The organism is Streptomyces sp. NPDC051322, assembly GCF_040689485.1.
GTDB lineage: Bacteria > Actinomycetota > Actinomycetes > Streptomycetales > Streptomycetaceae > Streptomyces.
In genome coordinates this window covers 65,841-87,154 of record NZ_JBFBAK010000001.1, presented here as the reverse complement: position 1 = coordinate 87,154, position 21,314 = coordinate 65,841, and the positions used below count along the sequence as shown (strand labels likewise).

18 protein-coding genes are annotated in these 21,314 nt (G+C 70.5%); 4 read left to right on the top strand and 14 right to left on the bottom strand.

The genetic code is table 11. From position 1 onward, the window contains the following. Positions 1 to 9: 9 nt before the first annotated feature. The 11 genes from AB0436_RS00445 to AB0436_RS00395 all read right to left on the bottom strand — a co-directional run bounded on the left by AB0436_RS00445 (position 10) and on the right by AB0436_RS00395 (position 14,607). On the bottom strand, positions 10 to 3,396 hold the full coding sequence (locus tag AB0436_RS00445) for a family 43 glycosylhydrolase (RefSeq protein WP_366465403.1): 3,387 nt from the start codon (positions 3,394 to 3,396) through the stop codon (positions 10 to 12). Positions 3,397 to 3,434: 38 nt separating this feature from the next. Next, complete coding sequence (locus AB0436_RS00440; RefSeq protein WP_366465402.1) at positions 3,435 to 6,368, bottom strand: beta-galactosidase; 2,934 nt, start codon at positions 6,366 to 6,368, stop codon at positions 3,435 to 3,437. A 187-nt stretch (positions 6,369 to 6,555) separates the two neighbouring features. Then, on the bottom strand, positions 6,556 to 7,389 hold the full coding sequence (locus AB0436_RS00435; RefSeq protein ID WP_366465401.1) for a pectate lyase: 834 nt from the start codon (positions 7,387 to 7,389) through the stop codon (positions 6,556 to 6,558). A gap of 110 nt (positions 7,390 to 7,499) precedes the next feature. Next, positions 7,500 to 8,198 carry a hypothetical protein gene (locus AB0436_RS00430; RefSeq protein WP_366465399.1) on the bottom strand — a complete coding sequence of 233 codons (699 nt, stop codon included), beginning with the start codon at positions 8,196 to 8,198 and terminating at the stop codon, positions 7,500 to 7,502. Further along, complete coding sequence (locus AB0436_RS00425; RefSeq protein ID WP_366465398.1) at positions 8,198 to 8,758, bottom strand: SigE family RNA polymerase sigma factor; 561 nt, start codon at positions 8,756 to 8,758, stop codon at positions 8,198 to 8,200. The genes AB0436_RS00430 and AB0436_RS00425 overlap by 1 nt, the downstream gene beginning before the upstream one ends. 135 nt (positions 8,759 to 8,893) lie before the next feature. Further along, positions 8,894 to 10,342 (bottom strand): penicillin-binding transpeptidase domain-containing protein, encoded by a 1,449-nt coding sequence (locus AB0436_RS00420; RefSeq protein WP_366465397.1) that lies wholly within the window; start codon positions 10,340 to 10,342, stop codon positions 8,894 to 8,896. Positions 10,343 to 10,422: 80 nt separating this feature from the next. Next, entirely contained in the window at positions 10,423 to 11,070 is a 648-nt protein-coding gene (locus tag AB0436_RS00415) for a response regulator transcription factor (RefSeq protein ID WP_366466097.1), read from the bottom strand. Further along, a complete protein-coding gene (locus AB0436_RS00410; protein ID WP_366465396.1) occupies positions 11,070 to 12,299 on the bottom strand; it encodes a histidine kinase in 1,230 nt (409 codons plus the stop codon). Before AB0436_RS00410 ends, AB0436_RS00415 begins: the two co-directional genes overlap by 1 nt. After that, the gene (locus tag AB0436_RS00405; protein WP_366465395.1) at positions 12,296 to 13,279 is read right to left on the bottom strand and encodes a hypothetical protein; all 984 of its coding nucleotides are present in this window, start codon (positions 13,277 to 13,279) and stop codon (positions 12,296 to 12,298) included. Before AB0436_RS00405 ends, AB0436_RS00410 begins: the two co-directional genes overlap by 4 nt. Positions 13,280 to 13,359: 80 nt before the next feature. Further along, entirely contained in the window at positions 13,360 to 13,833 is a 474-nt protein-coding gene (locus AB0436_RS00400) for a GNAT family N-acetyltransferase (protein WP_366465394.1), read from the bottom strand. After that, a complete protein-coding gene (locus AB0436_RS00395) occupies positions 13,834 to 14,607 on the bottom strand; it encodes an IclR family transcriptional regulator (RefSeq protein WP_365855812.1) in 774 nt (257 codons plus the stop codon). It abuts the gene before it with no gap. Positions 14,608 to 14,737: 130 nt separating this feature from the next. Here AB0436_RS00395 and AB0436_RS00390 point away from each other — a divergent pair, with 130 nt between their 5' ends. The 4 genes from AB0436_RS00390 (at position 14,738) to AB0436_RS00375 (ending at position 18,604) form a co-directional block, all read left to right on the top strand. After that, positions 14,738 to 16,264 carry an aldehyde dehydrogenase (NADP(+)) gene (locus tag AB0436_RS00390; protein WP_366465393.1) on the top strand — a complete coding sequence of 509 codons (1,527 nt, stop codon included), beginning with the start codon at positions 14,738 to 14,740 and terminating at the stop codon, positions 16,262 to 16,264. Beyond that, positions 16,261 to 16,872, top strand: coding sequence for a DUF1349 domain-containing protein (locus AB0436_RS00385; protein ID WP_366465392.1), 612 nt, complete (start codon positions 16,261 to 16,263; stop codon positions 16,870 to 16,872). Before AB0436_RS00390 ends, AB0436_RS00385 begins: the two co-directional genes overlap by 4 nt. A 79-nt stretch (positions 16,873 to 16,951) precedes the next feature. Beyond that, positions 16,952 to 17,470, top strand: coding sequence for a GNAT family N-acetyltransferase (locus AB0436_RS00380; protein ID WP_366465391.1), 519 nt, complete (start codon positions 16,952 to 16,954; stop codon positions 17,468 to 17,470). 69 nt (positions 17,471 to 17,539) lie between these two features. After that, positions 17,540 to 18,604, top strand: a complete 1,065-nt coding sequence (locus tag AB0436_RS00375) for an aminotransferase class V-fold PLP-dependent enzyme (protein WP_366465389.1) — start codon at positions 17,540 to 17,542, stop codon at positions 18,602 to 18,604. An 85-nt stretch (positions 18,605 to 18,689) separates the two neighbouring features. On the opposite strand, the gene thpD is transcribed toward AB0436_RS00375, so the two are convergent. From thpD to ectB, 3 genes are read right to left on the bottom strand one after another with little or no spacing between them, the layout of a single operon-like run. Then, complete coding sequence (thpD, locus tag AB0436_RS00370; protein WP_366465388.1) at positions 18,690 to 19,592, bottom strand: ectoine hydroxylase; 903 nt, start codon at positions 19,590 to 19,592, stop codon at positions 18,690 to 18,692. Between the two features lie 5 nt (positions 19,593 to 19,597). Beyond that, positions 19,598 to 19,996 (bottom strand): ectoine synthase, encoded by a 399-nt coding sequence (locus AB0436_RS00365; protein WP_366465387.1) that lies wholly within the window; start codon positions 19,994 to 19,996, stop codon positions 19,598 to 19,600. Between the two features lie 39 nt (positions 19,997 to 20,035). Beyond that, positions 20,036 to 21,304 (bottom strand): diaminobutyrate--2-oxoglutarate transaminase, encoded by a 1,269-nt coding sequence (gene ectB, locus AB0436_RS00360; RefSeq protein ID WP_366465385.1) that lies wholly within the window; start codon positions 21,302 to 21,304, stop codon positions 20,036 to 20,038. Between the last annotated feature and the right edge of the window lie 10 nt (positions 21,305 to 21,314).

Sequence of the window (21,314 nt, the reverse complement as noted above, 5' to 3'; positions counted from 1 at the left end):
CGGATTTCGTCAGCTCGCGCGGCCCCGGAGCGGGTCGATGGATTCGAGCGTCGGCACCACCGGCTTGATCGTGCCGTCCGATGCGAACTCCAGGCGGTCCAGCGTCGTTTCCCGGTGCGTTCCGTCACCACCCGCCTTGCCGGGGCCGGAGATCGCGAAGCGGTGGTAGGCGATGTACCAGTCGTCCGTACCCGGCACCTGGATGATCGAATGGTGGCCGGTGCCCAGGATCCCGTACGCCGGGCGCTTGGCGAGAATCGTCCCCTGCTTGGTCCACGGGCCGAGCGGCGAGGGACCGGTGGCGTACGCCACGTGGTAGTTCTCGCTGCGGGTGTCGTCCTCGGACCAGGAGAAGTAGTAAGTGCTTCCCCGCTTGATGACGAACGAGCCCTCGTTGAAACCGCTCGGTGTGAAGGTCTGCGCCTTCGCGGTGTCGAAGGACGTCATGTCGTCGGCCAGCGGCACTCCGTACGCATGGCCGTTGCCCCAGTAGAGATACGACTGCCCGTCGTCGTCGGTGAAGACCGCCGGGTCGATCATCTGTCCGCTGTACTGGCCCTTGGCGATCAGCGGCTTGCCCAGTGCGTCCTTGAACGGGCCGGCCGGGCTGTCGGCGACCGCGACCCCGATCTGGGTGTCCGCGCAGAAGTAGAAGTAGTACTTCCCGTCGCGTTCCGCGATGGTGGGAGCCCAGGCCCTGCTGTCCGCCCAGCTCACATCGGGGCCCAGATCGAGCACCACCCCGTGGTCCTTCCAGTGCACCAGATCCGTCGACGAGTACGCCTTGAACCGGGTGCCGCTCCAGCCCGCGTAGCCGTCACCGGTGGGATAGATCCAGTACTTGCCATCGAGGTAGGCGATGTCCGGGTCGGCGTTCAGCCCCGGCAGCAGCGGGCTGCGCAGGTGCCGCGCCTCCACCGTCCAGGTCCGCCGGGTCCCGTCGGCAGCGGTGACGGTGTACGTCTGCGGTGTCCGGAAGTCACGCCGGGTGCCGGAGGCCGGGCTGATCCGGGCGCCTTCGGCGAGGCTGAACTCAGGGGCCAGAGCGGACAGCGGGGCGTTCGGCTTCAGCGGCAGCACCACCGTGCCCGCCGTGTCGTCGACCATCGCGTACGCCTGCAGAGCGGGCGCGGTGGCGTCGGAAATGGACGCCTTCGGGGCGTAGGCGCTCAGCAGCCGCTGGTACTCGGGCCCGGTCACCGGCAGCACCGTGCCGTGCCGGGGGCTGGCCGGCAGCTCGTAGTTTTCCGAGGGTGTCCACGTGCCGGAGTCCAGGTCGGTCGTTTCGAACGGGACGTAACCGCGTCCGCCGAACTCGTCGATGAACAGGTACCACTTCTTCTCGGTGTTCGACTTGAAGACGGTGGGGCCCTCACCCTGGTTGATGGTGCCCTTGCCGATGCAGTCGGCGACGAACGAGTAGGACGTGGAGCGCAGATCCTTCGACTTCTCGGCCGTGATGAACTTGCCGCAGGGGGACGCCGAGGCCGAGTCCCGCTCGTCCTTGGTGAAGCGGTAGTACGTCCCGTTGTGCTGGATCACCGTCGAGTCGATCACCGAATGGCCGGGGTCCGACCACACCTTGGGCGCGGAGAAGGTGCGGAAGTCCCTGGTGGTCGCGTACAGCATCTTGTTGTACGTGGAGCCGGTGTGCTGCGGATCGTCGTCGGCGTACACCTTGGACGCCCAGAAGACGACATAGGAACCGAGGGACGAGTCGTAGTACGCCTCCGGTGCCCAGGTGTTGCCCGCCGTGTCGGGTGCGATCTTCACCAGGCGCTGGTCGGTCCAGTGGACCAGGTCGGTGGACTCCCACACCATGATCGACTTGCTGCCGGTGCGCTGGGCGGCGTCCCAGTCCCCGTTGCCGTACATCCGCAGGTCGGTGGCGATCTGGTAGAACTTGTCGCCCTCGGGGGAGCGGATGATGAACGGGTCGCGCAGCCCCTTGGTGCCGAGGTCGGAAGTGAGCGTCGGCTTGCCGCCGTTGAGTTCCCGCCAGTGCAGGGCGTCGTTGCCGCGGCTGAGGGCGGTGCGGATCTGCTCGCCGTCCGCCGTGCCCTCACCGGTGAAGTAACTGAAGGCGTAACCGGTGTACTTCTGCTTCTTCGGCAGCTCGGGCACGGTGGCGGTGAAGGCCCGGGTGGCGCTCGCGCTGCCGCGGGAGACCGTCGCGGTCAGGTGCACCGTCCGGGCGCCGGCGCCGTGCCGGGGGCGGTGCACCACACCGGTCGGGTCGATGGTCCTGGAATCGTCGGAACGCCAGCTGACGGACGTCGAGTCGGCCGCCGTGTCGGGCAGCGTGATGTTGCCGCGCACATCGTTGATGCCCGGCAGGGTGAGCGCGGCGGCAGCCAGCGCGGTGGCGCGGGCGTCGTCGTACTGGGCGGGCACGGTCACGGTGAAGCTCTTCGTCTGTGACACCGCCCCTCGGGAGAGCGTGGCGGTGAGGGTGACGCGGGCGTCCGGTTGACCGAGCGCCGGGCGGGTGACCTTGCCGGCGGCGGAGACCACGCCGGGGTCGCTGCTCTGCCAGCTGACGGACGAACCGTTGCCGCCGCTGCCGGGCAGGTCGATGTTCCCGGTCACGGCGGAGGTGTCACCGAGCGACAGCGCCGCACGGTCCGCGGCGACGGCCTCCGTGTTGACCGGGGTCGCGAGGACCGCGGTCTCGTCGGCGCTGAGCGCCCGGTCGTAGATACGGAAGTCCCGCATGTTGCCCTCGAAGTACTTGTCGGACGAGTAGAGCGACCGGCCGAGATAGTCGGCGGTGGTGGCGCCGCCGCCCAGCGAGCCGGGAGTAAGGGTGACGGCGGTGTTGCGGGCGACCTCGACCCCGTCCTCGTAGAGCACACCGGTGCCGCCGCTCAGCGTGTAGTCCAGGTGCTTCCAGACTTCTCGCGGCAGGTTGTACGAGGACGAGCGGCGCACCGTCTGCTCGGTGGACCAGTTCCCGGACGCGATGGACGTGCGGTACTGGTCACCGGTGGTGAAGAGGTAGCCGTCGCCGTTGCCTCCGCTGGTGTTGCCGAGGCCGTAGAGGAAGTACGGGGTGGCCTGGCCGGTGGCGATCTTCACGTCCAGCGACACGGTCACCGCGTCGAGGCCGGACAGCAGGTTGTCCGGCATCTGTACGTAGGTGTCGCTGCCGTTGAAGGCGAGGCCCTGGTCGGCGCTCCAGCCGGCCGTGCCGTGCACGGTGCCGTCGTGGCCGTGGCCGGAGGAGTCGGTGGCGACCGTGCCCGACGGCTCGTCGAGGGCATACCTCAGCAGCAGCCCGCCGGTGACATCGGCGGCCGCCGGGGCCGCCTGGGCGGGTGCGGCCAGCAGGCCGATGATCAGGGCGAGCAGGGAGAGAAGGGGTGGCAGGGCTCGTCTGGGGGTGCGGACGTGCATCGGGTGGGCGTCCTTCCGGAGGTGGGAATCGGGAGCGGTCAGAGGCCGGGGGAGCTGACCGGGTCCACGCGGACCCCGCCGGCGGCGCTGCCCAGCAGCTTCAGCGAGACCTCGGCCGGCCCTGCCTCGGTGGTGCCGTCGGACAGGACCGCGAGCGCCAGCGTGTTGCGGCCCCGGGTTCGCAACAGGCCGTTCGGCAGCACGAAGGTGTGCTGCGGTCCCACGTCGTTGATGTACTGGCCGAGATTCCAGCCGTTCAGGAAGATCTGCACCCGGTAGGCGCGCGACGCGTCGTCGTCCAGGTGGAGCCCGATCGATGCGTCCACCTGCTCGTCCACGTGCAGCGCGAAGCTGGTCCGCTGCCAGCTCACGCCCTGCCGCCGGCCCGGCGCCGGATCGGATGCCCAGGCGTGGTCGTCGAAGCCCGGCAGATGCCAGCCGGTGCGCTCGCCGTACAGGCCACCGGCGTTGAGCGGGCCGCGCACCCGGTCCTCGGTGCCCGTCGCGCCCTGGACGCGCCAGGTGACCGACGTCCCCGGCACGACGGCGGCGGTCAGGCCGCGCGCCGCCTTGTGGCTGTCGCGGGCCCCGCCGTCCTCCTCGTGGGCCATCCGCCGGACCAGCACCGAGAGGGTGTGCGGGGCCGCGGTGCGCAGGGCTTCCGGTACGGCGAAGGCGGCCGTCGCCGTCCAGGTGCCCTGGGTGTCCTGCGCCTTGGCGGGAACCGGAAGCCGGTGGGTGCCCAGCGGTTCACCGTCCAGCCAGGCCATCAGCAGGCCCTGGGTGCCCGCCGAGTAGGAGAGCGAGACGGTGTCGGCCGACGTCGCGTCGTCGAAACGGCCGCGGTACCAGACGTCGCCGTAGTGGAAGCCGTAGTCGTCGGCGAAGAGGACCGGCTGTCCCGCGGGGACCGGGGTGGTGCTGTACGAGGTGGCCCGGGTGGCCGGCGTCCAGTCCGAGTCGTCGAAGTCCGCTGCCGATTCGGGGTTCTCCGGGGCGTGCCGCCAGCCGGTCAGTTCGGGCAGCCGGACCTCCGGGACGCCGGGGAGATCCGCCCGGGAGAGCAGACTGCCCGACCGGGTCGACCGCAGGGGGAGGCGGCGGTCGTTCCAGGCTGCCTCGCGGATGCCGCGCGGCGCCCAGATCTCCACCTCGCAGTCCTCGATGGTGTCGCCGGTCAACCGGATGGTGGCGCCGTGCAGCGAAGCGGTGCGCGACAGCGCGGGGCCTCGCACGAGCACCGGACCCGACGGGGTGGAGTGCCGCCACAGCCGGGACGAGGCCTCGTCGTCGGCGAGCAGCAACAGCAGCGGCGTCCCGCTCCCGCCTCCCTCGATCAACAACCGTGTCAGACCGGACAGTCCGGCCCGCACGGTGAGGGCGCCGTTCTCGTACGCCGTCGTCGCGTCGCCGTCGAGCACCGTGACGCGTGGCTGCTCCGCGCAGGCGATCGCCGCTTCGACCGGGCCCCCGGTGCGCCCGGTCAGGACCGCGATGTCCTGGCGGCCGACGGTCAGTTGCAGCATCGGCTGCGCCGTGGTGTGCAGCAGCGTGCGCCGGCCCAGCCGGATGCCGGTCGCCAGCAGGGTGGCGTCACGGGCCCCCACTGTCACCGGGGCGGTGACCTCGCCGGCCGGGGTGGCCAGCGGGAGCGTGCAGTCCACCGCCGCCGTGGTGTCGTTGCGCAGGACGTAGAAATGGGCCCCCGTCTCCGGGTTGGTCAGGTGGTAGACCTTCACCCGTGGGTCGTTCGCCGCGACGTCCTGAGCCCGGTCCAGCATGGCGAAGTCCGTCACGGACTGGACCAGTTCGCCCAGTTGGTGCATCGGCGTCAGCTTGGAGGTGGCGTTGCGCGCTTCGTCGATGGCCGCGCCGTAGTCGTACGAGGTGTAGACGACCGGCGCGGGCAGCCAGCCCCAGGACGTTCCGCCGAAGGTCATGTAGACGTTGTGGATCTTGATGCCGTTGGCCAGATTGGTGAGGTAGAAGCGCCGTTCATAGGCGGCGTCCCGGGTGCGCCGCGACTCCTCGTACCCCTTCCCGCCGAACTCGGCGCCGCCCCATGGGTCGAACCAGCCGCCACCGAACTCGGCCACGAACCCCGGCGTCTGCGGGCTGGCCGTGGAGCCGCCCTTCGCGCCGCCCGGGCCGAAGTAGCCCCAGTCCGGCGGGTTGCCCGAAGGCGAGGGGTAGCCGTCGAAGGCATAGAGGTAGCGGCCGCTCTCGTCGCCGGTGGGGAAGGAACCGGGAACCCAGTAACCGTTGCGGCCCTTGTCGTTGTGGAAGAGCGGCACGTCGATGCCGTCGGCGCGCACCTTGGCGTACAGGTGCGCCAGGTAGTCGCGGCCGGAGGCGTCCGAGATGTGCGCGGCGTACTCGTTCTCGAGTTGGTAGAGGACGACCGTGCCCTGACCGTTGGTGTAGAGATGCTCCCGAGCTATCGCGTCGACGGCGGTCAGCCACTCGTCGACGTGGCCGAGATAGGTGGGGTCGGCGGTCCGTGCCGTGCCGGCCGTCGTGGTGAGCCAGCCGGGGAAACCACCGCCGTCGACCTCGGCGTTGATGTACGGGCCGGGGCGCAGGATGACGTACAGGCCGGTTTCGGCGGCCATCCGCAGAAAGAGTCCGAGATCGCGGACGCCGGTGAAGTCGTAGGTACCGGGGGCGGACGAGTGGTAGTTCCAGGCCACATAGATGCTGATGGCGTTGTATCCGTTGGCCCGCAGCTTCTGCAGCACATCGCGCCAGAGTGATGGGCTGGGCAGCCGGTACGGATGTATCTCGCCGGACCAGAGGACCACTCGCCGGCCGTCGATCACCATGGAGTACTTGTCGAAGGCGACCGTGTGCGGCGCACCGTCGGCGGCGGCGGGCTCCGCCGCGGCGGCGGCCCGATCGGCTCCGGGGGCCAGCGCGAGCGTCAGCGCGGCGCCGCCGGTCATCGCGGTGAAGGAGCGTCTGGTCAGCTCCAAGGGAGCCTCCTCGCTAGGAGAGTGATGGGATATCAGCTGTGCGAAATATCGAACGCTGTTCGGAATTCCGCGACACGCTAACCCCGTACCGCACCCCGGTCAACGGTTCGGGCAAGGCTCTCTCGACGTGCGCGTGCGGCGCCGCCCGGACGAGCCCGGCGGCGCCGCGTCTGCAGGAGCGAGCGGCCTACTGGTACGTGAGGTCCGAGGCCGAGTAGCGGCAGTACGTGCCGTCCGGTCCCGAACCGGTCTCCACCGGCTCGTCGCCCGAACTGTTGCCCGTGTACCGCAGGCACGGCTTGATCTTCTTGCTGCTGTCACCGATGATCCGGATGTTGCGCAGCGCGGCGGTGTCACCGTAGTTGGTGTTGATGCCGACGATCGCCTTACCGGGCGCCGTGACGTCCACGTCGTTCACGATGATCGACCGCTTGTACTGCGTCGAGCAGTTGCCGCACGAGCGCACCAGCTTGCCGAAGTCCGACACCTGGAACTTGGTCACGACCAGTTTGCCGGCGCCGTTGAACTGGAAGACCTTGTCCGACGCCTTGCGCGCCCCACCGCCGTACACGGTGTAGACCGAGGACGATGACGTGCCCTTGAACGTCGCGGCGTCCTCGCCGACGTCCTCCCACCAGACGTTCTGCAGCGTGCAACTCCCGGCGCAGTGCACGCCGTCGGCGGCGGGCGACCCCAGGATGACGTTCTTCAGGGTCGCGCCGTCCTTGAGGTTGAAGATCGGGTCCTGGTCTTCGGACTGTCCGCCGGTGCCGAGGTCCCCGCTGCCGTAGAAGCGCTTCATCCCGCCGTCGTACGTACCGGATACCGGGATGGTCGCCGTGACGGGCTTGGAGCCGTTGTTCGTCGGCCACGGAGAGGGGGCCGCACTGGCGGGGGTCAGCATGACACTGGTGACGATCGCGGCTGCGGTCATCCCGACCGCGGTCGTCAGTGCGGCGATGGCGCGCCGCCGCATCAGGCGGCGCCTGCGGCCCGTGCGGAGTTCGGCTCGTTGGCTCATGTGTCCCATTCCTTGGGCTCCTTGGGGTGAGGTCGAGAGCTGGCGCCCCGTGGTCGCCACCGCGGCGGAATGGGTTGCCGCCTCCTGCCGGATTCTCCGCCGCAGGCCGGTCAGGCGAAGCCGCCGTGCGCCTCGATCTGCCGCCCCGATGCCACACCCCGGACCGTGTACGAGTCGCCCTTCGGATCCCGGGCGCCTTCCGCGTGGTTGTACTGGGCCGCGAAGACATGCCGGCCGGCCCGCGCCGTGTGCCCGTCCTTGAGGGTCCAGCGATAAACGAGGAAGCGGCCCTCCGGACGCACCGAGACGGCGAAGTCCGCAGCGGGCAGATCGCGCCAGTTGCCGGTGTCGGTGACGCCGCCGGTCCGGGCGACACGCAGCTCCACGGTGAGTGCGGACAGCGCACGGTCGTTGGTGAAGGCGACATCGCTCTGCGCCCAGTAGGCGTTGGAGCCGGCGTCGATCGTCCCCCTGGCCCGGAGCCCGGCGGACGACGGCTGCGGCGCCCCGCTCGAAGGCGCCCCGCTCGAAGACGCGGCCGGGGACGACGAGCGCGTCGCCACGGTCTGCTCCGCCCGGCCGTCCTGGACGGCGGAGGCGACGGCGTACCCGGCGAGCACGAAGACGCCGGCGACCGCGGCCGTGGCCCCGGCGATCCGCATCCAGGGCGCCACCACCGGGCGCCGCCCGCGCCGCACGTCACCGGGGGCGGTCATGCCCCGCTCGACCCGGGCCATGATCCGCTCCCGGTCCGGCCGGTGGGCCCGAGCCGCCTCGCGCAGCTGATCCCGTACGTCCGCGTCGCCCATCAGTTCCTTCCTCCGGTACGTCCGGCGGCCACCGTCGCGTGGACCCGGGCGGGGGTGTCCTCCGCGTCCCCGAGGAGCCGGCTCAGCTCCGCGATCCCTTTCGACGTCTGGCTTTTCACCGTACCGACCGAGATGCCGAGCGCCCGGGCGGTGTCCCGCTCGGACAGATCGAAGGCATGCCGCAGCACGACGCAGGCCCGCTTGCGGAAGGGCAGCCGGCGCAGCGCGTCCTGCACGTCGACGACCGCGGGTATGTCCGGATCGTCGGCCGGTTCGCCCCGGTACGACCAGAAGAGCGCGATACGCCGTCGTTCCCGAACGGCGCTGCGGATCCGGGACCGCGCCAGGTTCGCGACGACCCCACGGGCGTACGCGGCGGGATGCTCGGCCGCCCGCACCCGGCCCCAGTGGTGCCAGAGCGCCAGCAGAGCGTCAGCGGCGAGGTCGTCGGCGGCGTCCGGCTCGCCCGTCAGTACATGGGCGAGGCGGGCGAGTTCGGCGTAATGCGCCTCGAAGAAGCCATGGAACTCGGCAGCAGCGTCGTCGTCGACCGGTCCCACGGGCGCTCTCCCTGTGTACGGATGCTGTACCGGCGGTACGCGCTCCCCGCCGGGCGGCGCCCGGCCGGAGTGCGGGGCGAGAGCGTACCAGCGCGCACCGCTGCCGGCACCCCTCGCGTACCGCTCCGGTGTCCGCTATTTCAGGGCCGCCGCCATCATCTTCTGCGCGATCGGCGCCGCCAGTCCGTTGCCGCTGACCTCCGAGCGCTCGGCTCCGGAGTCCTCGACCACCACGGCGACGGCCACCTGCTTGCCGGTGGCGGAGTCCTTCCCGTACGACGTGAACCAGGCATACGGCGTCTTGCTGTTGTTCTCCCCGTGCTGCGCCGTACCCGTCTTTCCGCCGACCTCGACGCCGCTGATCCTGGCGTTCGTGCCGGTGCCCTGATCGACCACCGTCCGCATGGCGCTGCGGATCTGCCGCGCCGTGGAGGAGGAGACCACCCGGGTCGATGACGGGTTCTCGAACGACTTGAGGGTGTCGCCGTCCGCGTCCGTGACCTTGGAAACCATATGCGGATCGATCAGGACCCCGTCGTTGGCCAGGGCGGCCGACACCATGGCCATCTGCAGCGGGGTGGCGGTCACGTCGAACTGGCCGATACCGGTTTGCGCCGTCTGCGACTTGTAGTCGGTGGAGGGATACACGCTCTCCGCGGCCCGTACCGGCACATCCAGCTTCGAGGCGTTGAAGCCGAACTTCTCGGCCATCGCCTTGACCTTGTCCTGACCGAGATCGACGGCCATCTTCCCGAAGACGTTGTTGCAGGAGTACTCCAGCGCCGTGCGGATGTTCGCGTTCTTGCAGGGCGCCGAGGCGTTCTCGTTGCTGAGGGCCGTGCTGGTGCCGGGCAGCGGGTACGGGTTGGGGCTGTGCGTGGGGGTGTCGACCGACGCGTAGAGACCGTCCTCCAGCGCCGCCGACGCGACCACCAGCTTGAACGTCGAACCGGGCGGCAGGGCCTGCCGCAGCGCACGGTTCAGCATCGGCTGGTCCTTGTCCTCGGTCAGCTGCTTCCAGGCTGCCGCGTCCGTCGTCCCGCTGATCTTCGAAGGGTCGTAGGACGGCGTCGAGACCACGCCCAGAATCTTCCCGCTGGCCGGATCGATCGCGACGGCCGCGCCCTTCTTGTTCCCGAGAGCCTGGTACGCGGCCTTCTGGACATCCGGGTCGATGGTCGTCAGGACGTTGCCGGGAGAGGTCTGCTTGCCGGTGACGGCGTCGATCGGGTTCTTCAGCTCCGGGTCCGCCCCGTCCAGGACGTCGCGGTAGATGCCTTCGAGCTGGGTGGCGCCGTACACCTGGGAGCTGTAGCCGGTGACGGCCGAGTAGAGATCACCGTTGGTGTAGGTGCGCTTGTATGCGAGATCGCCGCTGTCCGTCCTCTCCGATCCGGTGACCGATGAACCGGCCACGATGATGTTCCCGAGCGGTTTCGCGTACTGAGCGATGGTGGTCCGCCGGTTGTGCTCGTTGTCCGCGAGCGCACGGCCGTCGTAGAACTGCACGTAGGTTGCCCGGCCCAGCAGGGCGAGAACCAGCAGCAGACACAAGGCCGAGGCGCGCCTGATTGTCTTGTTCATCCCGTACTGAGGACGAGCGGGCCACCGGTGGTGTTCCGGATTACCGGTTTTCTCAGCGATCTCTCATGCCGGGCCCCGCCCTATGCGGGACTGACGAAGCCTGATTCGTACGCCGCGATCACTGCCTGGGTACGGTCGCGCGTAGCGGTCTTCGCGAGTACGGCGGCCACGTGCGTCTTGACCGTCGCGGGGCCCACCCCCAGATGCGCCGCGATCTCCGCGTTGGTGAGCCCGGTCGCCATCAGCCGCAGCACGGCGGACTCGCGGGCGGTGAGCCGTGCCGCCCAGGGCGGGCAGGCCGCTGCCTCCCGGCGTCCGTGTTCGGCGGCCAGTGCACGCACGGCCGCCGGAAACAGCAGGGACTCGCTGCGTGCCACCAGTCGCACCGCCTGGATCAGTTCGCCGGCCGCCGCGCGTTTGAGCAGAAAGCCGGAGGCGCCCGCACGCAGCGCTTCGTAGACGTAGGAGTCGTTCTCGAAGGTGGTGACGACCACGATGCGCGGCGGCGCCGACAGGGTGGCGAGAATGCGCTCGGTGGCCCGGATACCGTCGATCTCCGGCATCCGGACATCCATGAGTACGACGTCCGGACACAGCTCCCGGGCCACCGAGACCGCCTCGGCGCCGGTCGTCGCCTCGCCCACCACCGTCAGATCGGGCTCCGCATCGATGATCACGCGCAGGGCCGTCCGTACCATCCGCTCGTCGTCGGCGAGAACCACCCGGATCACAGACCTTCCCCCTTCAGCGGCAGCAGGGCGGTGAGCCGCCACACCCCGCCCGCCGGCCCGGCCGACGCATGACCGCCGAGCAGCGCCGCCCGCTCGGCCATGCCGCGCAGCCCACGGCCGCCTCCCGGCGGGACCGGCGGCCTGGGGCCGGGCAGCGGATTCTCCATAGTGATCTCCAGGTCTTCCCGTCCGCGCACCACCCGCAGTGCGACGGGGGCCGACCCGCCGTACCGCAGGGCGTTGCTCAGTCCCTCCTGCACGATCCGGTAGGCCTCGCGGGAGACCGGTCCGGGTACCTGCTCCGGATCGCCCGCCGTGGTGCAGGCGACCGGTACGCCACAGTGCGCCAGCAGACCGGTGAGGGCTTCCAGGCCCGGACCTGTCGGTGTGCTCGCGTCTTCCTCCCCCTGCCGCAACAGGCCGAGCACCGTGTCCAGTTCGCCCACTGTACGGCGCGTCGTCTGCTCGATCGCGGTCAGCGCCTCTCGTACGAAGTCTGGGTCCGAGTCCAGCACCCGGCGCGCGGCGCCCGCCTGGAGGGTGACGGCGCTGAGCGCATGGCCCACCGAATCGTGCAGCTCCCTGGCCAGCCGGTTGCGCACCGCCAGATCCGCCGCCCGCCGCTCGGCGGCGGCCAGCCGGTCCGCCGGTGTCGGCCCCAGCAGTACGGGCGCTGCGCGGGCCAGCAGTTCCGCGGCGCCCGCCGCGCAGCCCGCCAGGGCGAGCAGCAGCACGATCCCCGCGGGCGGGGCGAGCAGCACGGCCCAGCCGCCGAACACCTCCGGCAGCGCGAACCGGAAACTGCGGAGTGCGGGGCAGAACGGCAGCACGAGCAGTACGCCGGCCAGCGGCGGCGTCGACAGGGTCAGCGCGCTGACGATGCCGCCGAGCCCGGTGTGCAGAGTGAACCAGCCCGATGTCCGGACTCGGGCGGCCCACGACCGGGCGGGTCTGTCGGCCAGCAGCGCGGAGTCCACCCCGCCCAGGGCGTGTACCGCGAACACCGACAGCGGCCGGGCCGGTACGAAAAGGGCGCTGACGGCGGCGATCGGCAGTGCACAGGCGAAGGTGACGAGTTGCAGCCGGAGGGAGACGAGGACGTCCTGATGCCGGGCGAAGGTACCGACGGCCACGGTGCCGAGCAGGAAATAGGGCATCAGCAGCGCGCCGCCCAGGATCAGGTGGGTCCAGCGCAGCCGCGCCCGGCTGTCGAACAGCGGCTTCACGTGTCGCGTTCCGCGAGGAAGCAGGCACCGACCACGACGACCAGCATCCCGACCATCATCTGCACAGCGTAAGTGAGCGACATCAGCTGGGTGGGCAGCTTGCCGGGATCGCCGGAGCCGGGCAGCGATGCGGCCAGCAGCCAGCCGCCCCAGCAGGCCAAGGCGCCGGAACCCACCCAGGCCAGCGCCAGCGGTACCTTCACCGGCACTCGGCTGCCACGGCGGAAGGCGAGCAGCAGTACTCCGGCGACGGTGACCGCGGCGAAGAAGGCGTACACCGCTTCGAGCGCGTAGAAGTCGGCCGTACGGTCCGCGACCCGGGCGGAGCTGAGCCCGGCCCGCACACCGCATGCCCACAGCAGGTGCATGACCCCCGGGAGCAGCGCGAACAGCGCGGCGGCCGCGGCGGCCCCCCGCTGGACGGAGCCGGTGACCGTCCTGACCGGCAGTTCCCGCATCCGGCCGCGCCACAGATGTCCCCAGCGGTCACCGGCGTACAGCACGAAGAGGCTGCCCAGAGCGAGACCCTGGAGGATGAAGCCGGTGTAGACGACGCCGAAGACCCACGCGTGGAGGAACGGCTCACCCGACGCGGCAGGGGCGGCCGAACCGTGGACGGCATGGACCAGCAACTGGAGCGGATAGCCGGTCATGACGGGGGCGAGCAGTCCGGTCGCCACCCACATCGGCAGGCCGAGCAGCCAGGCCGGGACGCGGCGCCCCCAGGCCCGGGTCAGCAACAACGCGAGGACGATGACGCAGCTGTCCAGCAGCAGGGACGCACTGTTGGCCGCGATCATCGCGCCCCGGTGGTCGAGCAGCGTGCTGTCCTCGGGCATACCGACATGGCTGCCTGCGATCCATGCGGTTTTGATGGCCAGGTACGGCAGGCAGGAGACCATGGCGACGGTCCGCAGCACGGCGCGGAACCGGGAGCCCGCCGGAGCAACGAGGGGAGGGGTGAGCAGCGTCGAAGTCATGACACCCACGCTTCAGGACCGCCCCGGCGGGCGCCTCCTGCGCGACGACGATCCCCCTCCGCCGTACGGCGGAGACGGTCTCAGCCTGCGAGCAGGAGCACGACCTCGTCGATCTCCGCGCCGCGGGCGTGCGCGAAGCCCCGGTCGTGGCCGGTGATCGTGAAGCCGCACTTCTCCAGAACGCGGATCGAACCCTTGTTGTCGGCGGCGGCCCTGGCGTACAGCGGCCGGGTCGGCACCGTGTCGAGCAGCGCACGCAGGGCGGCGGTCGCCACGCCCCTGCCCCACAGCGCGCGGTCGATGAAGTAGGTCACTTCGCGCTCCTCGGGCGGCCCGTACACCGACGCGTGGCCCGCCACGGCGCCGTCCGCGAGCACGGTCCTGATCACCGCGTCGGAGGCGCGGATCCGGCGCCAGTGCGCGTCGAAGTAATCCCGGTCGGTGGGGTCTGCACAGGTGAAGGCGGCGATCCGGTTCGACTCGGGGTCGCTCATGTGCCGGAAGAAGACCGGCAGATCGGCGTCCTCGACCTCCCGCAGGGTGACGAGTGCCATTCAGAGCCTCCGGGTGGCGAGGGTGAGCCGGTCCCGCGCGTCGAAGAGGGCGTCCTTGACCATCTGCTCATGGCCCGGGGTGAGTCTGGCCACCGGCACCGAGCAGCTGATCGCATCGCGGGCCGGAGTGCGGTAGGGGATCGCGACGCCGAAGCAGCGCAGGCCCAGCGTGTTCTCCTCGCGGTCGACCGCATATCCCTGCTCGCGGATCTGGTGCAGCTCCTCGATGAGCCTCTCGCGGTCCGTGATGGTGTGCTCGGTCAGCTGCGCCATGGTCTCCGGCAGCATCTTGCGCACCTGCTCGTCGCTGTGGGTGGCGAGCAGCGCCTTGCCCAGCGAGGTGGAGTGGGCGGGCAGCCGGCGGCCCACCCGGGTGAAGGGGCGCAGATAGTGCTGCGACTGCCGGGTGGCGAGGTAGACCACGTTGGTGCCGTCGAGACGGGCCAGGTGGATGGTCTCCGTGGTGTCGTCGGAGAGCCGGTCCAGGGTGGCGCGGGCGGCGGCCACCACCTCGTCGCCATCGATGTACGACGTGCCGACCAGCAGGGCGCGGACCCCGATGCCGTACCGGGTGCCGGTGGCATCGGTCTCCACCCAGCCCAGCTCCACCAGGGTGCGCAGCAGCATGTAGAGGCTGGACTTCGGGTAGCCGACCGCCTCCTGGACCGCTGCCAGCGAGTGCATCCCGGGCCGCCCGGCGAAGTACTCCAGCAGCTCCACCGTCCGGACCGCGGACTTGACCTGCGCCCCACCTGCTGTCTCGGCAGTCGACATTCGACCCTGCCCCTCTTGTCAATGCTGAACGCGCGTTATTAGAGTTCCAGAGGAAATTCATCATCAGGAACTGCGTTCAGAATACCGAACAACCCTGATGTGCGGCAGTAGATCTGGAAGGACGTTCGCGGTGGCAGCAGCACCAGTCTGGAGTGTCGACCCCCGAACCGGGAAGCAGCGCGAAGAGGTTGCGGTGGAAGCCACAGCCGCGGAGGTGGACCAGACGGTCCGCGCCGCCCACGCCGTGCGTGACACGCTGGCCGACCGAACGGTACGCGCGGCCCTGCTGCGGGCCGCCGCCGACCTGCTCGACGAGGCCGGCCCGCACGTCATCGAGGCCGCCGACGCCGAAACGGCGCTCGGCCCCGGTCGGCTCACCGGTGAACTCGCCCGCACCACCGCGCAGTTCCGGGCCTTCGCCGATGTCGTCGAGGAGGGCTCCTTCCTCGACGTCCGCATCGACCACCCGGACGCCGCGGCCATCCCGCCCCGCCCCGACCTGCGCCGCTACAAGGTGCCGCTGGGCGTCGTCGCGGTCTACGCGGCGAGCAACTTCCCGCTGGCCTTCTCCGTCCCGGGCGGCGACACCGCGAGTGCGCTCGCGGCCGGCTGCCCGGTCGTGGTCAAGGCGCACCCCGACCACCCCGCCACCTCCGAACTCTGCGCCTCGGTGCTGCGCCGGGCCGCCGAGCAGGTCGGGCTGCCGGCCGATGTGATCTCCGTGGTGCACGGCTTCGAGGCGGGCGTCGCCCTGGTCAAGCACCCGTTGATCGCCGCCGCGGGCTTCACCGGATCAGTGCGCGGCGGGCGCGCTCTCTTCGACGCCGCAGCCGCCAGGCCGACGCCGATCCCCTTCCACGGTGAACTCGGTTCGCTCAACCCGGTCGTGGTGACCGAGGCCGCCGCCGCCGAACGCGGCGAGCAGATCGGCGCCGGTCTCGGCGGCTCCATGACCATGGGCGTCGGCCAGTTCTGCACCAAGCCCGGCTTCGTACTGGCCCCGGCGGGCGCGGCGGGCGACACCCTCGTCAAGTCGCTCACCGCCGCCGTCAGCGACAGCGAGGCCGGGGTCCTGCTGGACCACCGGATGCGCGACAACTTCCTGGCCGGCGTCCGCGACCGGGCCGCGCTCCCCGGAGTCGACGCCCCGGTCACCCCCGGCGCCGGCAGCGAGCACACCGTGAGTGCGGGCTTCCTCACCGTGTCCGCGGCGCTGCTGGCCGCGGACGGTGAACACGACCTGCTCCTCGAGGAGTGCTTCGGCCCGGTGACCGTGGTCGCCCGCTACGCATCGGCCGACGAGATCGCCGCCGTCCTCGGACGGCTGCCCGGCAACCTCACCGCGACCCTGCACGTGTCCAGCGACGAGGCCGCCGGCGAGGGCGAGGCCGCCGCACTCATCGCCGAGCTCACTCCGCTCGCCGGCCGCGTTCTGGTCAACGGCTGGCCCACCGGCGTCGCCGTCGCCCCGGCCCAGCAGCACGGCGGTCCCTACCCGGCCACCACGTCGACCTCCACCTCGGTCGGCGGCACCGCGATCGAGCGCTGGCTGCGCCCGGTCGCCTACCAGACGACCCCCGACGCGCTGCTCCCCCCGGAGCTGCGTGAGGCCAACCCGCTGGGTGTGCCACGCCGTATCAACGGACTGCCCGAGTGACCGACCTCCTTCCCGAGCTGCCGTTCCCGCTGCGCCCGTACGGACCGCCGGCCCCCTGGTCGTACGACGCGGGGGTGCTCTCGGTCCGTACCGGTCCGCGCCAGGACCGGTTCGTCCCTCCGGCGGGCGACGCACTGGAGCCCGCGTCGGACGCGCCCCGGCTGCTCGGCACACCACCCGCAGGGGACTTCCAGCTGATCGCCCGGGTGTCGGTGGGCTTCGTCGGCGCGGGGGATGCCGGCGCGCTCTATCTGCACGTCGGCGACCACGAGTGGGCCAAGCTCTGCCTGGAGCTCTCCCCGGACACGCCCACGATCTGCTCGGTCGTCACGCGCGGGCACTCCGACGACGTCAACTCCTCGGTGGTCGAGGGCGACAGCGTCTGGCTGCGCATCAGCCGTACGGGTAAGGCGTTCGCCTTCCACGCGTCCCCGGACGGCGAACGCTGGACGTTCGTCCGGGTGTTCGCTCTGGGCGACGCGGTGGAGGCGGCTGGGGCGCAGATCGGATTCCTGGCGCAGTGTCCGGAGGCGGACGGGTGCGCGGTGTCCTTCGACTCCGTGGCGTTCCGGGGCTACGCGCCGAAGGGGATGCGGGACGGCAGCTGAACGGCCGCGAGCCGTGCGCGGGCACCCTGCAACCGGAGCCCCCGTCCGTCGCGTCTCCTCAGCCATGATCAGTGAAGCCGTGATCCGTGCAGCAGCGCCCAGCGACATCACCGCCATCGCCACACTTCATACCGCCGCCCGCGCCACCTACTACGAGGGGCGGATCCCGGTGGCGGAGTACGCGAGCGCCGAGGTGCTCGCGCACGTGCGGGCGGGCTGGGTCCGGTCGATCGCCCGGGCCGACGGCGGGGTGCTCTGCGCGGAGCACGAGGGGGTCGTGGCGGGGGTGGCGGCGTTCCGCGTCATCCAGGGCGATGTCACCGGCGACATGACCCTCACCCAGTTCCATGTCGATCCCGCCCGCTGGCGCCGAGGCATCGGCAGCGCCCTGCACACCGCGGTCGTCGAAGCCTGGCGGCGGTCCGGCGTCCGCCGCGCGCGTCTCGAGGTGTACGAGCACAATCTGCGGGCCCAGCGGTTCTACGCCGCACACGGCTGGCAGCCGGCCCGGGAGGTGGTGCGCGCACCGGACAGTGCCCATCTGCTGATGCGGCGGGAGGTGCCGCCCGCGGGCGAATCACCCGGTCGGCCCGCATGACGGCGATGTCCGCGTCCGGACCGTTTCGCCCGATGGACGAGCGGATCGCCGGGCGGCAGAGTGGTCACCATGGAGAGCAACGTGGAGATCTTGGCGGAGACCCTGGCCGGCACCGAATACACGCCCGGGACGACCTATCTGAACACCGCGAGCACCGGTCTGCTCCCGGCCCGCACCGTGACGGCGATGCAGCAGGCGATCACGGCCGCTTCGGTCGGCAGGCCGACCGACATGTTCGCCGATGTGGAGGCGTCCCGGGCCTCGTTCGCCCGGCTCGCCGGGGTTCCGGCCTCCCGGGTGGCGGCCGGGGCGTCGGTCGCCGTGTACACCGGGCTGATCGCCACCTCGCTGCCCGCCGGGGCCGAAGTCCTCGTCGCTGACGGCGATTTCAGCTCGGTGGTGAACCCCTTTGTGGTGCGCGGCGACCTCGATGTGCGGTCCGTTCCGCTGGAGGCCCTGGCGGACGCGATCCGGCCGGGCACCGCGCTCGTCGCGGTCAGCGCCGTGCAGTCGGCCGACGGCCGGCTGGCCGATCTCGCCGCGATCCGGGCCGCCGCCCGCGCCCACGGCGCCCGCACGCTGGTGGACGCCTCGCAGTCGGCAGGCTGGCTGCCGCTCGGCGCGGGTCAGGACGACTTCACGGTAGCCGTCGCCTTCAAGTGGCTCACCTGTCCGCGCGGCGTCGCCTTCCTGGTGGTGCCGGAGAACCTGGGCGGCCTGACCCCGGTCTTCGCCGGCTGGGTCGCGGGCGAGAAACCCTGGGACAGCTGTTACGGTCCGGTGGCCGAACTCGCCCACTCGGCGCGGCGGTTCGACGAGAGCCCGAGCCTGTTCTCGTACGCCGGAGCCCGGCATTCACTGGCCCTGATCGAGGACATCGGCCCCGGGAACATCCAGCGTCACAATCTCGCGCTGGCCGACCGTTTCCGCGCCGGACTCGAACGGATCGGGCAGCAGGTCGTCCCCGCCCCCGGATCGGCGATCGTCTCGGTGCCGGGGCTCGGTCACCGGCAGGGCGAGCTCGGCCGGGCCGGCATCGAACTCTCCGACCGGGCCGGCAATCTGCGGGCCGCCTTCCACCTGTACAACTCGACCGCGGAGGTCGACAAGCTGCTGGACGTGCTCGCCGGCTGAACGCTCGCCTACGCGGGAGGGGGACGGCAGCCTGTGCCGTCCCCCTCCCGCGTAGGCCGGACCCGTCAGGGCCGGCGGGCCGGGCTCACTTCACCGGGGTGAAGTCCCGGGCTCCGATGAAGTCGGGCCGCCGGACCGGAGCCGCGAAGGGCTCCACCGCCGCGTTGTCCACGCTGTTGAACACGATGAAGACATTGCTGCGGGCGTACGGCGTGATGTTGTCACCCGAGCCGTGCATGCAGTTGCAGTCGAACCAGGTCGCCGAACCCGCCCGGCCCGTGAAGAGCTTGATACCGTGCGCGTCCGCCATCCGGGTCAGCGCCTCGTCCGACGGGGTACCCGCGTCCTGCATCTGCAGGGACTTCTTGTAGTTGTCCTTCGGCGTCGCACCCGCGCACCCCAGGAAGTGCCGGTGCGACCCCGGCATGATCATCAGGCCGCCGTTGGTGTCGAAGTTCTCGGTCAGCGCGATCGAGACCGACACGGTCCGCATGTTCGGCAGACCGTCCTCGGCGTGCCAGGTCTCGAAGTCCGAGTGCCAGTAGAAGCCACTCGCACCGAACCCCGGCTTGACGTTGATACGGGACTGATGGACGTAGACGTCCGACCCCAGGATCTGCCGTGCCCGGCCCACCAGCCGCTCGTCCCGCACCAGTTGGGCGAAGACCTCGCTGAGCTTGTGCACCTCGAAGACCGACCGCACGTCCTGCGACTGCGGTTCGATGATGGACCGCTCGTCCGCGCGTACCGCCGGGTCGGCGACGAGCCGGTCCAGCTCCGCACGGTAGCGCGGCACCTCGTCGTCCGAGAGCAGCTGCTCGACGCTGAGGAAGCCGTCGCGCTCGAAACCCTGGAGATCGGGCTGCGTGATCGGTCCGTCGGCTCCGGGCTGCGACCAGACCACCGGATCCTGGCGGGGGGTGATCACCTCGCTCGCACCACGGGTGGGATAGAGATCCGCCCGTATGTTGCTCAGTACGTCGGTCATGGCGGTCAGGCCTCCTCGGTCAGCAGCGGATACACGCCGTTCTCATCATGGTCCTCCCGTCCGGTGACCGGCGGGTTGAAGACGCATACGCAGTGGAAGTCGGTCTTCGGGCGCAGGGTGTGCTTCTCGTGCCCGTTGAGCAGATACATCGTGCCCGGCTCGATCCAGTGGACCTCACCGGTGTCGTCGTTGGTGAGCTCCGCCTCGCCCTTCGTGCAGAGAACGGCCTCGATCTGGTTCGCATACCACATCGACGTCTCGGTCCCGGCGTACAGGATGGTCTCGTGCAACGAGAAACCGACCTTCTCCTTGGCGAGCACGATGCGCTTGCTCTCCCAGGTGCCCGACTTGGACTTGATGTGGCGGTCGGTTCCCTCGAGGTCCTTGAACGATCGGACAATCACGGTGAGTTGAGCCTTTCTGTGTTACGGGTGCTGACTGCGTCAGGCGGTTTCTCGGACGGCGCGGGCGAGCGTGCGCAGCCCCTCGTCCAGTTCATCGGGGGAGACGGTCAGCGGCGGAAGCAGCTTCACCACCTCGCTCTCCGGGCCTGAGGTCTCCAGGAGCATGCCGAGCTCGAAGGCGCGCCGGCAGACCGCCGTGGCACGCGCCTTGTCGTCGAACTCGACGCCCCAGACCAGGCCGCGGCCACGGAAGCTGACGCCGGTTCCTTCGTTCTCGTCGACGATGGCGAGCAGCGCACGCTCGACCTGCTCGCCGCGGGCGAGGGTCTGCTTCTCCATCTGGCCGTCGGCCCAGTAGGTGTCGAGGGCGGCGGCCGCGGTGACGAAGGCCGGGTTGTTGCCGCGGAAGGTGCCGTTGTGCTCGCCCGGCTCCCAGACGTCGAGTTCCGCCTTGAACAGCACGAGCGCCATGGGCAGCCCGTAGCCGCTGATGGACTTCGACAGGGTGACGATGTCCGGGGTGATGCCGGCCTCCTCGAAGGAGAAGAAGCCGCCGGTACGGCCGCAGCCCATCTGGACGTCGTCGACGATGAGCAGCATGTCCTGGCGGTGGCAGAGGTCCTGCAGCGCCCGGAGCCACTCGGCGCGGGCGACGTTGATGCCGCCCTCGCCCTGCACCGTCTCGACGATCACGGCGGCGGGCTTGTTGAGGCCGGAGCCCTGGTCCTCGAGGAGCCGCTCGAACCAGAGGAAGTCCTCCACCTGGCCGTCGAAGTAGTTGTCGAACGGCATCGGCGTGCCGTGCACCAGCGGGACACCGGCGCCGGCCCGCTTGAAGGCGTTTCCGGTGACGGCGAGCGAGCCCAGCGACATGCCGTGGAAGGCGTTGGTGAAGGACACCACGGACTCGCGGCCCTTCACCTTGCGGGCCAGCTTGAGCGCCGACTCGACGGCGTTGGTGCCGGTCGGGCCGGGGAACATCACCTTGTACGGCAGGTCGCGCGGGCGCAGGATCACGTTCTGGAAGGACTCCAGGAAGGCCCGTTTGGCGCTGGTGGCCATGTCCAGGCCGTGGGTGATGCCGTCGCGCTCGATGTAGTCGATCAGGGCGCGTTTCAGCACCGGGTTGTTGTGGCCGTAGTTGAGCGAACCGGCACCGGCGAAGAAGTCGAGGTAGGTGTGGCCGTCCTCGTCGTGGAGGTAGCTGCCCTGCGCCCGGTCGAAGACGGCGGGCCAGCTGCGGCAGTAGCTGCGTACCTCGGACTCCAGGGCCTCGAAGACGCTCAGGGCGGGAGGGGTGATGGTCATGGCAGGTCTC